Genomic DNA, 12,949 nt, shown 5'->3' with positions numbered 1-12,949 from the left:
GGCCGCGTCGCGCGCGCTGTCGGCACCCGATGGATGTAGCGTCGATGAACGTGAGCGCCTCGACCGGATCCGACGACGACGCCTACTGGCAGCGCCCCGACTCGGATGCCGGCCAGTTCGGCGCCGACCGCCCCGTGCCGGCCCCCGAGCCGAAGCCGTCGTACGGAGGCCCCCCACGTCCGGCGCCCGCCTCACCACACTGGCGACCGCCGATCGTGTCAGAGCCGCCCCCGCCGCGCAGCATGCCGGCACAGAACATGGACGCCTTGGAAGAGTCAGAAGGCGCCGCCCGCACGATGACCTACGGCGTCGGCCTGGTGGCGGGCGCCATAGCCCTGATCCTCATGTGCCTGCTCTGCGCCCGCGCAATCTTCTGACCTCAGCCGCCGGCGCACGACCACCCCGACACCGCGCCGGCACCCCACCACCCACGCTTGATCACCGTGCTGGCGGCTTGCCTCAAGACGCCCCGCCGACGCCCGACGTTCTGGCGCTCGGAAGGCAGGTTCCGCGACGAAAGACGTCCCGGGACTGACCACCCGGGACACCAACGACCACCGTCCCGGTCGCCACCCCACATGGCGGCCGGGACGGCTGCTCGTCAGGACGTCGTTCCCCACACCGCCTGGGCGCCCGAGTCTCCGGTCCTGAAGACGTAATAGCCGGAAACCGCCGCCAACGCCAGCACGACCACGATCAGCAACACGTCGGCTGCGCGCGGTAGGGGCTTGGCGGTGGGGCGGAGTGTCAGGAAGGCCATGATCAGGGTCACGAGCCCGAGGGCGAGCGCCGCGAAGAACGTGAACCGCCCGAAGCCCGAGTGCGCGTCGAGCTTCTCCAGCGGCGGGCCGGTCATTCCGCTGGCCACGAGCCGGTCGTACAGCTTCTCTCCCGACTCCATCGCCACGAATGCCGAGGCCGGGGCGGCGAGGGCCAGCAGGACGGCGGCCCAGCCGATCTTGGGTCGCCACCGGGGCACGACCGCGTAGACGACGGCGACGACGGCGAGGAGCGGCACGAACACGACCGCGGCGTGCAGCACCAGGGCGTGGACGGGCATGCCGTTGATCTGATCGAACACGGTCAGCCTCCTTGAACGTTAAACAATCTTGGGCGCAAGCCTAGGGCCAACCTGCGTGTGGAACATCCCCCTGTTCGCGCTTACGCGTGCCGGAACGATCCGGTTCACCGGTACGGTCGCACGGGTCCGGAATGTGCCCGGCCGGCGCAGCTCTCGTGACCGTCCGCCCCTGGTCAGGTTGAGCGGTGCCCTCCGGCGTGCTGTCATGGTGAGGTGCCGACCGCCGAAGAGCTCCTGCGTGGCCAGGGCCTGCGGGTGACGCGGCCGCGGGTGGCGGTGCTCGAGGTGCTGACCCAGGGCGGCCACCTCGAGGTCGAGGAGATCACCCGGCAGGTCCGCGCCCGGCTGGACTCGGTGTCGACCCAGGCCGTGTACGACGTGCTCGGCGCCCTGTCCCGAGCCGGCCTCGCCCGGCGTATCGAGCCCGCCGGGAGCCCGGCACGGTTCGAGGCCCGGGTCGGCGACAACCATCACCACATCGTCTGCCGCAGCTGCGGGACGATCGAGGACGTCGACTGCGTGGTCGGCGAGCGGCCGTGCCTCGATCCCAGTGCCGGTCACGGTTTCGACGTCGATGAGGCAGAAGTGACGTTCTGGGGCCTGTGCCCGGCCTGCCAGAAGACCCGCCAGGCCGACCGCGCCGCCTGAGCGCCGAGAGTACGCAAGAGACGACCGCCCAGAACACGCGTCTAGTCGTTCGAGCACCCTGTCATCGAAGGCGCGGGAAGCCGGCCGCTACCCGGAAAACAAAGCTGAACCTGTTCAACTTCACCTCCGCCGTGGCACGCTGGACTCATGACGACTGCCGTCGACCTCGGGCTTTTCGGCCCTGACTCGGTGACCTGGAAGGTGCACGAAGAGCCCATCGTCACGATCGGCGGCCTGCGCTCGCTCTATCTGCAAGCCCTTCACCCCCGCGCCGTCGCGGCGATCGCTCAGAATTCCGGGTATCGGTCGGACCCGTGGGGGCGTTTCGAGCGCACCTCGGAGTATGTGGGCACCGTCCTCTACGGGACCACGGCCGAAGTGGAGCGCGTGGCGGGACGCATCCGGCGCCTGCACGCGCGGATGACCGCGACGGATCCCCGCACCGGTGAGACGTTCCGGGTCGACGAGCCCGAGCTGCTGCGCTGGGTGCACGTGGCCGAGGTGGAGTCGTTCCTCATCACGGCGCGCCGTGCGGGGCTGGAGCTGACCGACGACGAGGTCGACCGGTACTACACCGAGCAGCTGCGTGCCGCCGAGCTGGTCGGCCTGGACCCGACGACCGTGCCGGCGACCGCCGACGAGGTTGCGGACTACTACGCGATGATGCAGCCGCAGCTGGGCTTGACCAGGGACAGCGCGGAGACGGCCGTGTTCCTGACGGTGCCGCCGGTGCCGCAGTCCTGGGGCAGCCGTTCCCTGCGGCTCGGACTCACCCTCGGACCCGCGCGCTGGGCCTACTTCGGCATCGCGTCCACCGCGCTTGCGCTACTGCCGCCCTGGGCCCGGAAGATGTACGGCGGCCTCGGCTGGCCGACCACCGACATGTCCGCCGACCTGTCGGTCCGCGGCCTGCGGCTCCTGATCAAGGGCGCCCTCGCCGCCATGCCTCGGCGCTACCGCGTGCCTCCCATGCGCCGCCAAGCCCTCGAACGAGCCGGCCTGGCCTGACGGCCACGAACGAGGCGCAGGAAACCACCTACGCCCGCTCCAGATGCTCCACAGCAGCCCATGGCTCCTTGGCCGCCGTCGCCGCCCCCGCCGGACACGTACGCCGGAAGTCGCACCACCCGCACAGCGACCCCGGGTTGACCGGGAACTCCTCGTCCGCATCCGCCCCGGCAGCCACCGCCTTCTCCGCCGCCATGATGTCCCGCGCCGCGTTCTCCGCGCGGGTGACCTGCCGTGCCAGCGACTCCTCCGTGTGCTCGTGCGCCGCCACCGTGCCGCTCGGCAGGTGGTGCAGCTCGACACGGCGGCACGGGCGGCGGAACACTCGCTGGGCCGCGTACGCGTACAGCGCCAGCGCCTGCGAGCCGCGCGCATCGTCGGCGTCCAGCCCCGACCGGCCGGTCTTGTAGTCGACGATCACCGCCTCGCCGTCGCGCCCGTCGATGCGGTCGGCTCGGCCGTTGAAGGCGAGCACCGCGGTCTTGGTCGCCACCACACGCTCGACGCCCAGCGGCTCTTCCGCCGGGTCGAGGCCCGCCACATAGGTGTCGAGCCACTCGAGGGCCTTGCGGTAGGTGACGCGTTCCTGGTCGACGTCGCGGTAGCCCTCACGCACCCAGGTCGACTTCAGCAGGGTGGGCAGGGCGGCGGTGCTGCGGCGCGCGGCCGGCAGCGCATACCAGTTCTTGAGGGCCGTGTGCACGCTCGCGCCGAGTGAGTTGTGCGCCCAGGGCGGCCCCTTCTGCGGGCTGGGCCGGTCGACGTAGGTGTAGCGGTAACGCCGCGGGCAGTCGAGGTAGGCGCCGAGCTTGCTCGGCGTGCAGACGAAGAGGCGCTCGGGCATGCCGGCGAACCCCAACTGCTCGGGTACGGCGGCGGTTCGCGGCGAGGTCCTGGGCACGGTTCAATCCTGCCAGGACCCCCCGACAAAACCGTCACCCGGCGGCGTAGAGCTTGACGAACGCCCCGACCGCGTCGGCGATGAGCTGCACGGCGATCGCGGCGAGCAGCAGACCCGCGATCCGGGTCAGCACCTCGATCCCACCCGGCCGCAGCAGCTTGACGATGCCGCCGGAGAACCGCAGCACCAGCCACACGATGAACATCACAGCCACGATGCCGAGCCCGATGACCGTGTAGTCCGCCGCGCCGTCCGCGCGCTGCACGAACAGCATCGTCGCCACGATCGCGCCCGGGCCGGCCAGCAGCGGCGTGCCGATCGGCACCAGCGCCACGTTGCTCGTGCCGCCCTGCTCCGAGGGCTCGTCCGTCTTGCCCGTGAGCAGTTCCAACGCCACCAGGATCAGCAGGAGGCCGCCGGCGCCCTGCAGGGCCGGCAGCTGGACGTGCAGGTAGTCCAGCAGCGTCTGTCCGGCCACCGCGAAGACGACGATGACGCCGAGGGCCAGCAGCACCGCCTGCGTGCCCGCGCGCGTCCGTACCTTGGTCGGCATCGTGCCGGTCAGGGCGAGGAAGACGGGCACCATGCCCGGCGGGTCGACGATCACCAGGAGGGTCACGAAGACCTCGCCGAACAACTTCAGATCCACGCGCCCAACCTAGGCGGCCGGGCCGCATCCGCGCCCTGAACTGCGAGAACCGTCACCCCAGGACCGGCACTCCGGTGGCGGCGCTCACGATTTTCCGGTACGCGGAGAGCTCGGTCGTGAACGCCCCCAGGCGCACCGTCTTGTGCGTGCCGTGGAAATCGGACGATCCCGTGACGACGAGGCCGAGCTCTCCGGCGAGCGCTCGCACATGGGCCCGCTGCTCCGGGGTGTGGTCCTCGTGATCGGCCTCGAGTCCGAAGAGGCCGGCCGCGGCGAGGTCCACGATCAGCTTGTCCGGCACGATCCGCCCGCGCACCGTCGCATTCGGGTGGGCGAAGACGGTGACGCCGCCCGCCTCCCGCACCGCCCGCACGGCCTCGAACACATCAAGATCGGCTTTCGGTACGAAGTAGCGCGCGCCCAGCCAGCGGGAGGCGAACGCCTCGTCGGTGGTCCGCACGAGCCCGGCCCGGATCAGCGCCTGGGCGATGTGCGGCCGGCCCACCGAGCCTCCGGCCGCGTAGCCGCTGACCTCGGGCCAGCTGATGTCCACACCGTCCGCGCGCAGCAGCTCGACGATCTTCTCCGCCCGCTGCTCCCGGTCGTTGCGCAGGCGCGCGAGGTCCGCGGCGAGGCGGGGCTCCCGCGGATCGAACAGGTATGCGAGCAGGTGCAGCGGGATGGACGGCTCGACGCCGAACCAGCGACAGGACAGCTCGGCACCGCGTACCAGAGTCAGACCTTGCGGCCGCGCGGCCGCGGCCTCGTCCCAGCCGCCGGTGGTGTCGTGATCGGTGATGGCCATCACGCTGAGACCCGCCGCGGCACCGGCACGGACCAGCTCGGCCGGGGTCAGCGTGCCGTCACTGGCGGTCGAGTGGCAGTGCAGGTCGATTCTGGTCACCCGGCGACGCTACCGGGTCGGTGCTCGCGGCCGGTTGTGGACGTCAGGCGTCGTCGCCCGCGTCACCGTCCTTGCCGAGTCGTGCCTCGACGGCCTGCGGCTCGTACATCTCCTCCACGACCCGCAGATAGAGCTCGTTGGGGTTCGGCAGGTGCTTGACCTCGCGCAGCGCCTGGTCCTGACCCGCCGACTCGAGCACGAACGTGCCGTAGCTCAGCATGCGGCCGAGTGCGGTCTGTTCGTATTTCATGTCGGTGACCCGCAGCAGCGGCATCATGGCGACCTTGCGGGTGATGATGCCGTTGACGACCATGACCCGCTTGTTGGTGAGGATGAAGCGGTCGAAATACCAGTCGCCGACCTTCCACGCGACCCAGCCCATCACGCCGAGCCAGATGAGGACGGCGGCCGTCACCAGGCCGTCGATGTTCTGCCGGGTGAGGAAGCCGGCGAGGTAACCGAGCAGCAGCGTCGCGCCGATGCCGATCAGGAGCGGCGTCGAGAGGTGGATCCAGTGCCGCTTCCACTCGCCACGGTAGCGCTCGGTCGGGAAGAGATAGCGCGAGACCAGTGTGGTCGGCTCGTCCTCGAGCGGCAGCACGCGACGCGGTCCACCCGGGACGGCAGAGCCGTCACCACCGAGGCCTTGCAGCTCCTCCTCGGTGAACACGGGAGCTTCGTACTCGCCCGGATCGCGGTAACGCTCCTGCTCACGGGTCTCGAAGTCGTCGCCGTAGCCCGCGCTCGGGGAGTAGCCGGCGTCGGCCGAGTAGCCCGCGTCCGGTGAGTAACCGGGGCCGCTGCTGGCGGCCGCCCGGCCCGGCGTGTACTCCGGACGGTCGTCCTCGAACGCCGGATCGTTGTAGCCGAAGGACTCGTCGTCGTCCTGAGGGCGACGCGCACCCTCACCATCAGGTTGCCGCGGCTCACCAGGACCCATACGGCGATGTTAAGCGACGAGGTTGGTGAAGAAGGTTCCGAAACCGCGGGCGATGTCGCCGATCGTGGAACCGAGCGACTCGAAGACGGCCGCGGCCGAGTTCGGGTTGAACGCAATGAAGAAGATCAAGAATGCGATGCCAAGCCAGGTGAGGACCTTCTTGATCATGGCGGGCCTGCTCCTCCGTTGCGGGTACGGTCGACGCCGCGGCAACACTCACGGTATCAGTTTCGCTGCTGTGTGTGAACAATGTGACCGAAAAGCCGATACCGTTCCCGCAGGTCAACCGGGCAGAGATCAGACCCGGCCGTGCAGGTAGGGCGACGGCGCTCCGTACACGAGCTCGGGTGGAATCCCCTCGGACAGGTCGTGCAGGACGACGTGCTCGGCGAGGAAGTAGCCCGCGCTTGCCGGCCACGCTACCGCATAGAGCCACATTCCTTTGGCTTCACTCACATAGGCGCTTCGGTCCTCCGGGGACTTGACGCACCACAGTGGAGTGGGGTGCCCACCGGCCTTGATCTTCGCGTGCGGGCCGGGCCGCCCGCCGCCGTCGCCGAGCGCCTCGGCGATCAGGTAACCGGGGTCGATACCGGGGATGCCGGCGAAGCGCGTACCGAGGCCGACGCCGGGCTGTTCGGCGATGAGCACCAGGTCAGCCGGGCCACCACCGAGCGGGTCGGGCCCACTGCAGGAGAGGGCGGTCGCGCGTACGCCCGATCGGTCGTCACCCGCCCAGCCGACGCCGGTCACCATCCAGCCCGCGGGCAGCGGCCACGGGCACCACAGGGGCATGTGCTCGGGAGAGGGCTGGCGCAGGGCGCTCTCGATGATCTCCGGCCCGATGTGCTCGGCGACGTGGAACGGATGGACGTCTCCGCAATTGTCGCAGCGCCATTCGGTGTGCATCAGGTCCGGCGGCCGAACCTGCGCAGCACAACGGGGGCAACTCACGGTGACACCCACCCTCTTAAGGTGCGGGTCGCGGGGGCCCCCGTCAAGCGGATCGGCAGAACCCGGCCCGTCCGACGGATCCTGCAGCTGCACCCGTGCGCGATGCCGATCAGTCCGGGGGCGGGCCGGCGTGCGCCCGTACCCATGAATGCATCGCGATGCCGCTCGCCACGCCGGCGTTGATCGAACGCGTGGACCCGTACTGGGCTATGGAGAAGAGCTCGCTGCACGCAGCGCGAGCGGCATCGGAGAGGCCGGGACCCTCCTGGCCGAAGAGAAGGACGCATTCCCGCGGAAGGGTGACGGTCTCCATCGGCCGGGAGCCGGGCAGGTTGTCGATGCCGATGACCGGGATCCCGGCCGCCGTGGCCCAGCCCACGAAGTCCTCGATCGTCGGGTGGTGGCGGACGTGCTGATAGCGGTCGGTGACCATCGCGCCGCGACGGTTCCACCGCCGGAGACCGACGATGTGGACCTCGGCGGCGAGGAACGCGTTGGCGTTGCGGACGACCGTGCCGATGTTGAAGTCGTGCTGCCAGTTCTCGATCGCGACGTGGAACGAGTGCCGCCGCCGGTCGAGGTCCGCGACGACCGCCTCCCGACGCCAGTAGCGGTAGCGGTCGACCACGTTCCGGCGGTCACCGAGCTCGAGCAGCTCGGGGTCGTAGCGTTCGTCGTCCGGCCAAGGCCCTGGCCAGGGCCCGACACCGACCTCGAGTCGGGGCTCTTCCTCGGTCACCATGGCTGAGGACGGTAACTGCCGAGAAGTCAGGCTTGTCGCCGCACCCGGGGGGAGACGCAATGAGCGGCGGGGCCCTCCCCGGCACCCGCCGCCCACGCTCTGTTGGGAAAGAGTTTGCCTCACGGTGCGTATCGATGTGAAGAGGTTACGAAGTGACGCAACTCACATTTAACTTTGTTACCTATTCGGCCGAACGGTGACCTTGTCGTTATCGAGCTGCGTTAGAGGCGGCGAGCCGGCCCTAGACCGCACAAAGTGGACGCCGCAGATCTCGTAACATCTGAGAGCGCTCCCTCACAATCGGTTACGATCGGCTGCGATGCGTTCGCCGGCGACCGTCGAAGAAGGTGCGCCAGGCCACGTGTCAGGCGGCCTTGGCACGGGAATTGCCGAGGTGGAGGATCGGTTGAAAGGTCACGTAGCCCAAATTCCCGTGGACGGAGAGATCATGGCGACCGTTACGCTCACCGCTGACAACTTCGACGAGGTGACCGGCAAGGACGGCATCGTGCTGGTCGACTTCTGGGCGAGCTGGTGCGGGCCGTGTGTGCGCTTCGCCCCCACGTACGAGCGCTCGTCGGAGAAGCACACCGACATCGTCTTCGGCAAGGTGGACACCGAGGCCCAGCAGGAGCTCGCCGCGAAGTTCGACATCCGCTCGATCCCGACGATCATGGCCGTACGCGACGGCGTCATCGTCTTCTCGCAGCCCGGCGCCCTTCCGGAGTCCGCTCTCGAGTCCCTGATCGAGCAGGTCGAGAAGCTCGACATGGACGACGTCCGCAAGCAGCTGGCCGCGCACAACCACTGACACCGGCACCATCTCGGGCGCCGCGGATCCTGCGATCCGCGGCGCTTTCCCGTTCCGGCGATTCGGGTGGACAGGCGAGTCGAACGTGTGTTCGAATCGTCGCCATGCGATGGTCTCACCTGTCGGCACCGGCCTCGCTCCTGGACGCAGCGCCAGCGGCCTCACCCCTGCCGCTGGCGCTGCCCGGAGCGACCGTCCGCACGTTCGACACCCCGGGCTTCGCCGGCATAACGTTCTACGAGGTGCGGGCGAAGTCGATCATCAACCGTGTGCCGGGCGCCTCGCGGGTGCCGTTCGAGTGGACCATCAACCCCTATCGCGGCTGCTCACACGCGTGCTCCTACTGCCTCAGCGGTGACACCCCGATCCTCATGGCGGACGGCTCCACGCGGCCTCTGTCGCAGCTGCAGGCGGGCGACGCGGTGCTCGGCACGATGGGCGCCGGCCCGCATCGGCGGTACGTGCCCACGACCGTCCTCGACCACTGGTCCACCTCCAAGGCCGCGTTCCGCGTGACACTCGCCGACGGCACCCGCATCGTGGCGAGCGGAGACCATCGCTTCCTGACCGAACGCGGCTGGCGGCACGTCAGCCCCGCCGAACCCGGCCTCCCCGCCCTGGCGGTCGGCGATCGCATGTCCGGCATCGGCCACTTCGCCGACCCGCCGAAGGAGTCCCCCGACTACAAGACCGGCTACCTGTGCGGCCTCATCCGCGGCGACGCCGGCGCCGCCCCGTCCCCCGACCCCCGAGAAGGCGACGCGTGGATCCGCGCGGACGCCTACCTCGACGACATCCCCATGCACGAGGCCCTGCACTGGCCCGAGATGCCCTCCGGCGGCTGGTACAGGGGCTTCCTCGCCGGCGCGTTCGGCTCGACCGGATCCGCCGACCGCCTGGCCGTCGTCTTCACGAGCCGGGATCACGGCTTCCTCGACCGCGTGACCGACGCCCTGACGCATCTGGGCCTGCCCAGCCGCCGGCCGCCCCACCCCCAGCTGGGGGGCGTCCACTCCGTCGAGGTGGCCCGCGACTTCTGGGCCGCGCTGCGCTTCCGGCACCTCACCGGCGTCAGCGACGCCCCGCTCGACGCGTCCGGGGTCGGCGTCCGCAGCGACGCCCAGCTCACAGTCGCCGACATCGAGGAGCTCGGGCTGACCCTCCCGCTCTTCGACATCACCACGGGCACCGGCGACTTCATCGCCGACGGCGTCGTCAGCCACAACTGCTTCGCCCGCAACACGCACACGTACCTCGACCTCGACGCCGGCCGCGACTTCGACTCCAAGGTGGTCGTCAAGGTCAACGCCGGCGAGCTCGTCCGCCGCGAGCTGGCCGCACCGCGATGGAGCGGCGCCCCCATCGCCATGGGCACCAACGTGGACGTCTACCAGCGCGCCGAGGGCCGCTACCGGCTGATGCCGCAGATCCTCGCGGCCCTGCGCGACTTCGCCAACCCGTTCTCGATCCTCACCAAGGGCACCCTGATCCTGCGCGACCTCGAGCTGCTCCGGCAGGCAGCCGCCGTGACGACCGTGGGCCTGTCCTTCTCGGTCGGCTTCGTCGACGAGGCCATGTGGCGTGCGGTCGAGTCGGGCACTCCCAGGCCTCGCCGCCGCCTGGACGCCATCCGCCGCCTCACCGACGCCGGCTTCCGGATCAGCGTCCTGATGGCACCGATCCTCCCCGGGCTTACGGACACCGACGAGTCCATCGAGGAGACGGTGGAGGCGATCGCGGCGTCCGGCGCGGTCAGCGTGACCCCGCTGGCCCTCCACCTGCGCCCCGGCGCCCGCGAGTGGTACGCGGCCTGGCTCACCCGTGAGCACCCCGCCCTGGCGCCCCGCTACCGGGAGCTGTTCCGCGGTGGCTCGTACCTGCCGCAGGCGTTTCAGAACGAGATCGGCGCCCGGGTCCGGCTGGCAGCCCGCCGGTATGGACTCAACCGCGCGCAGCCGGGCGAGGCACGGCAGGTCTCCGGCCCGGAGGCGGTGACGGCGGCGGAGCAACTGACTCTGCTCTGAGATGATCGGCCGGCCGCTTGAGAGCGTGGATAGAGTCGGAGCATGAGAAGCGCGCAGCAGATCCTGGCGAGTGCCGACGTCATCGCCGTCGTCGGAGCTTCGCGCGACCCCGGCAAGCCGTCGCACTCCGTGCCCCTGCAGATGCTGCGATACGGCTGGAAGATCATCCCGGTGAACCCGTTCGTGGACGAGGTCTTGGGCATCAGAACCGTGCCGACCCTGGCCGATCTCCCCGAACCCGTCGACCTGGTCGACATCTTCCGACCGGCCGCCGACGCGGTCGAGATCGTCCGGCAGGCCGCCGCGATCAAGGCGCCGGCCGTGTGGCTGCAGAGCGGCATCGTGTCCGCGGAGGCCCGCCGGATCGCCGAAGAGGCCGGCATGGAGTACGTCGAGGACCGCTGCCTGGCCGTGGAGCGCGCGATGGGGAACCTGTCCAAGCTGCGCTGACGCCGCACGGTGTGAAATCAGGCGTGACGTGGGGCGGAAGGGCCAGACACGCTGGATCGGGTGCCCCGATCTTCCCGCCGACTAGTACGGTGCCGGGTGAACTAGGAGGACTCCTGATGACCTACCCACCGCCCGGTGGCACGCCGGACCCATATCAGCCGCAGCAGCCGTACGGGCAGCAACCGTCCTACGACCCCACCTCGCCGTACGCGCAGGACCCGTACGCGGCTCCGGCCAGCGGTGCGCCGTCGAGCGGACAGCCGTACGGACAGCCGCCGCCGTACGGGGCGCCGTCCAGCGGGCAGCCCTACGGGCAGCAGTCGCCGTACGCGCAGCCGGGCTACGGCCAGCCGTACGCGCAGCCCGGCTACGGCCAGATGCCCGCCCCGACCAACACCATGGCGATCCTCAGCCTCGTGTTCGCCTTCGTGTTCCCGCTCGCCGGGATCGTCATGGGCCACGTCGCGAAGCGGCAGATCCGCACCAGCGGCGAGTCCGGCGACGGCCTGGCCACGGCGGGGCTGTGGCTGAGCTACATCTTCGTCGGGCTCACCGTGGTGGTCTGCGCCTTCTGGGTGATCCTGGGGCTCGCGGCCGCAGGCAGCAGCAGCACGTACTGACGCAGGGCGCCCGGTGGAACGCATCCACCGGGCACACACCGGGTGGAATCCCCGCGCCTGACACCACCGCGGTCCACGAAGGTGCGTCGTGCACCACGACCAGGCCGGGAACATGGGGGACGAGCGCCGGAGAGATCGGGTCGACGCCGATCAGGCCCGCCGCGCGAGACACTTCCGTCAGCGGAACTCCGCTTCGCGGACGCTGTTGCCGCCGTCGACCACCAGCATCTGGCCCGTGATGTACGACGCCGCCGGCGAGCACAGGAACGCGATCGCCGCCGCCACCTCGTCCGGGGTGCCCGGGCGGCCGATCGGCGTACCCAGGCCCTGCTTGATCTCGGTCACGGTCGACGCCGCCGTGTAGATCGTGCCGGGGGCCACGCAGTTGACGTTGATGCCGTCCGCCACCAGCTCCATCGCGAGCGCGCGGGTCAGGCCCACGACGCCGGACTTCGCCGCGGCGTACGCGGCCTCGGTGGGGAGGGCGTTGATCGGGCCCGCGGTCGCGGCGAGGTTGACGATGCGGCCCCAGCCACGCTCCGACATGCCGCCGACGAAGGCTCGGCTGCACAGGAAGGCCGTGCTCAGGTTGCGGTCGATCTCCGCTCGCCACTCGTCGTACGTGAGCTGGGCGACCGGCCTGAGCACCTCCGGGCTGGTGCGGCTCGCCAGGCCCGCGTTGTTGACCAGGACCTCGACGTCGCCGAGCTGGTCCGCGATCGCGTCGGCGAGGGCGCCGACCTCCGCCTCGTCGGTGAGGTCCGCGACGAAGCCCGTCACGCCGAGCTCCGTAGCGCGGTCGTGGATGCGCCGGGTCGTCGAGACGATCGCCACCCGGGCGCCGAGGTCGCGCAGGCGGCGCGCGGTCGCGTACCCGATGCCGTCCGGACTGCCCGCGCCCGTGACCAGGGCGACCTTCCCGTCCAAGCGCAGGGTCACGGGAGCCTCCTCGGCCTCGGCCGCGGCATCGTCCGTCACGGCCGGCGCGGACTCCGCGGTGAGCGGCTCGGACTCGGATGAGAGCGCGGCAGACCGGGGCCGGCGTCCGGCTGCGGGGCGCGTGGCGTCCCGCCTCGACCGGCTACCACTGACGGAACGGGCGTCGAAGACCATGCGGCGATCCTGCCCGCTCGCGCCCAGAGGGGCAAACATCGACTCAGAAGTGGCGCAATTCGGTACGCCGGGAGCGTTGTCCACAGGCGGCCAACACGCCGTGA

General features: G+C 70.3%; 16 protein-coding genes. 7 read left to right on the top strand and 9 right to left on the bottom strand.

What is annotated here, in order from left to right:
• Nucleotides 1–44: 44 nt before the first annotated feature.
• Entirely contained in the window at nucleotides 45–377 is a 333-nt protein-coding gene (locus tag AB0J80_RS02155) for a translation initiation factor 2 (RefSeq protein ID WP_364699315.1), read from the top strand.
• 224 nt (nucleotides 378–601) lie between these two features.
• On the opposite strand, the gene AB0J80_RS02150 is transcribed toward AB0J80_RS02155, so the two are convergent.
• Nucleotides 602–1,081, bottom strand: coding sequence for a DUF2231 domain-containing protein (locus tag AB0J80_RS02150; protein WP_364699313.1), 480 nt, complete (start codon nucleotides 1,079–1,081; stop codon nucleotides 602–604).
• A gap of 213 nt (nucleotides 1,082–1,294) precedes the next feature.
• On the opposite strand from AB0J80_RS02150, the gene AB0J80_RS02145 reads away from it, so the two are divergent.
• Nucleotides 1,295–1,729, top strand: coding sequence for a Fur family transcriptional regulator (locus tag AB0J80_RS02145; protein ID WP_364699311.1), 435 nt, complete (start codon nucleotides 1,295–1,297; stop codon nucleotides 1,727–1,729).
• Between the two features lie 147 nt (nucleotides 1,730–1,876).
• Nucleotides 1,877–2,737 carry an oxygenase MpaB family protein gene (locus tag AB0J80_RS02140; protein ID WP_364699309.1) on the top strand — a complete coding sequence of 287 codons (861 nt, stop codon included), beginning with the start codon at nucleotides 1,877–1,879 and terminating at the stop codon, nucleotides 2,735–2,737.
• A gap of 28 nt (nucleotides 2,738–2,765) precedes the next feature.
• Here the strand turns inward: AB0J80_RS02140 and AB0J80_RS02135 are convergent, their stop codons facing one another.
• The 7 genes from AB0J80_RS02135 to AB0J80_RS02105 all read right to left on the bottom strand — a co-directional run bounded on the left by AB0J80_RS02135 (nucleotide 2,766) and on the right by AB0J80_RS02105 (nucleotide 7,824).
• A complete protein-coding gene (locus tag AB0J80_RS02135; protein ID WP_364700149.1) occupies nucleotides 2,766–3,581 on the bottom strand; it encodes a PD-(D/E)XK nuclease family protein in 816 nt (271 codons plus the stop codon).
• Between the two features lie 91 nt (nucleotides 3,582–3,672).
• Nucleotides 3,673–4,287, bottom strand: a complete 615-nt coding sequence (locus AB0J80_RS02130) for a MarC family protein (RefSeq protein ID WP_364699307.1) — start codon at nucleotides 4,285–4,287, stop codon at nucleotides 3,673–3,675.
• Between the two features lie 52 nt (nucleotides 4,288–4,339).
• Complete coding sequence (locus tag AB0J80_RS02125; RefSeq protein WP_364699305.1) at nucleotides 4,340–5,191, bottom strand: PHP domain-containing protein; 852 nt, start codon at nucleotides 5,189–5,191, stop codon at nucleotides 4,340–4,342.
• Nucleotides 5,192–5,234: 43 nt separating this feature from the next.
• Nucleotides 5,235–6,131, bottom strand: coding sequence for a PH domain-containing protein (locus AB0J80_RS02120; protein ID WP_364699303.1), 897 nt, complete (start codon nucleotides 6,129–6,131; stop codon nucleotides 5,235–5,237).
• Between the two features lie 9 nt (nucleotides 6,132–6,140).
• The gene (locus tag AB0J80_RS02115; protein ID WP_023562582.1) at nucleotides 6,141–6,299 is read right to left on the bottom strand and encodes a hypothetical protein; all 159 of its coding nucleotides are present in this window, start codon (nucleotides 6,297–6,299) and stop codon (nucleotides 6,141–6,143) included.
• Nucleotides 6,300–6,428: 129 nt separating this feature from the next.
• Entirely contained in the window at nucleotides 6,429–7,085 is a 657-nt protein-coding gene (locus AB0J80_RS02110; protein ID WP_364699301.1) for a DUF6758 family protein, read from the bottom strand.
• Between the two features lie 109 nt (nucleotides 7,086–7,194).
• Complete coding sequence (locus AB0J80_RS02105; protein ID WP_364700148.1) at nucleotides 7,195–7,824, bottom strand: RNA methyltransferase; 630 nt, start codon at nucleotides 7,822–7,824, stop codon at nucleotides 7,195–7,197.
• A 451-nt stretch (nucleotides 7,825–8,275) separates the two neighbouring features.
• Here AB0J80_RS02105 and trxA point away from each other — a divergent pair, with 451 nt between their 5' ends.
• The 4 genes from trxA to AB0J80_RS02085 all read left to right on the top strand — a co-directional run bounded on the left by trxA (nucleotide 8,276) and on the right by AB0J80_RS02085 (nucleotide 11,732).
• Nucleotides 8,276–8,638, top strand: a complete 363-nt coding sequence (trxA, locus tag AB0J80_RS02100; RefSeq protein WP_364699299.1) for a thioredoxin — start codon at nucleotides 8,276–8,278, stop codon at nucleotides 8,636–8,638.
• Between the two features lie 104 nt (nucleotides 8,639–8,742).
• Nucleotides 8,743–10,662 (top strand): intein-containing Rv2578c family radical SAM protein, encoded by a 1,920-nt coding sequence (locus AB0J80_RS02095; RefSeq protein ID WP_364699297.1) that lies wholly within the window; start codon nucleotides 8,743–8,745, stop codon nucleotides 10,660–10,662.
• Nucleotides 10,663–10,704: 42 nt separating this feature from the next.
• Nucleotides 10,705–11,112 carry a CoA-binding protein gene (locus AB0J80_RS02090; RefSeq protein ID WP_364699295.1) on the top strand — a complete coding sequence of 136 codons (408 nt, stop codon included), beginning with the start codon at nucleotides 10,705–10,707 and terminating at the stop codon, nucleotides 11,110–11,112.
• Between the two features lie 116 nt (nucleotides 11,113–11,228).
• Entirely contained in the window at nucleotides 11,229–11,732 is a 504-nt protein-coding gene (locus tag AB0J80_RS02085; protein WP_364699293.1) for a DUF4190 domain-containing protein, read from the top strand.
• A gap of 177 nt (nucleotides 11,733–11,909) precedes the next feature.
• Here AB0J80_RS02085 and AB0J80_RS02080 read toward each other — a convergent pair whose 3' ends face one another.
• On the bottom strand, nucleotides 11,910–12,845 hold the full coding sequence (locus tag AB0J80_RS02080; RefSeq protein ID WP_364699291.1) for an SDR family NAD(P)-dependent oxidoreductase: 936 nt from the start codon (nucleotides 12,843–12,845) through the stop codon (nucleotides 11,910–11,912).
• Between the last annotated feature and the right edge of the window lie 104 nt (nucleotides 12,846–12,949).

The organism is Actinoplanes sp. NPDC049548 (assembly GCF_040676695.1).
Lineage (GTDB): Bacteria > Actinomycetota > Actinomycetes > Mycobacteriales > Micromonosporaceae > Actinoplanes.
This window is presented reverse-complemented; position numbering and strand designations above follow the sequence as displayed.

Excerpts from the sequence above, each read along its gene's own strand:
- AB0J80_RS02155 (WP_364699315.1), top strand. The coding sequence starts at position 45 with ATGAACGTGAGCGCCTCGACCGGATCCGACGACGACGCCTACTGGCAG.
- AB0J80_RS02140 (WP_364699309.1), top strand. The coding sequence starts at position 1,877 with ATGACGACTGCCGTCGACCTCGGGCTTTTCGGCCCTGACTCGGTGACC.
- AB0J80_RS02135 (WP_364700149.1), bottom strand. The coding sequence starts at position 3,581 with ATGCCCGAGCGCCTCTTCGTCTGCACGCCGAGCAAGCTCGGCGCCTAC.
- AB0J80_RS02120 (WP_364699303.1), bottom strand. The coding sequence starts at position 6,131 with ATGGGTCCTGGTGAGCCGCGGCAACCTGATGGTGAGGGTGCGCGTCGC.
- AB0J80_RS02115 (WP_023562582.1), bottom strand. The coding sequence starts at position 6,299 with ATGATCAAGAAGGTCCTCACCTGGCTTGGCATCGCATTCTTGATCTTC.
- trxA (WP_364699299.1), top strand. The coding sequence starts at position 8,276 with ATGGCGACCGTTACGCTCACCGCTGACAACTTCGACGAGGTGACCGGC.
- AB0J80_RS02095 (WP_364699297.1), top strand. The coding sequence starts at position 8,743 with ATGCGATGGTCTCACCTGTCGGCACCGGCCTCGCTCCTGGACGCAGCG.
- AB0J80_RS02090 (WP_364699295.1), top strand. The coding sequence starts at position 10,705 with ATGAGAAGCGCGCAGCAGATCCTGGCGAGTGCCGACGTCATCGCCGTC.
- AB0J80_RS02085 (WP_364699293.1), top strand. The coding sequence starts at position 11,229 with ATGACCTACCCACCGCCCGGTGGCACGCCGGACCCATATCAGCCGCAG.
- AB0J80_RS02080 (WP_364699291.1), bottom strand. The coding sequence starts at position 12,845 with ATGGTCTTCGACGCCCGTTCCGTCAGTGGTAGCCGGTCGAGGCGGGAC.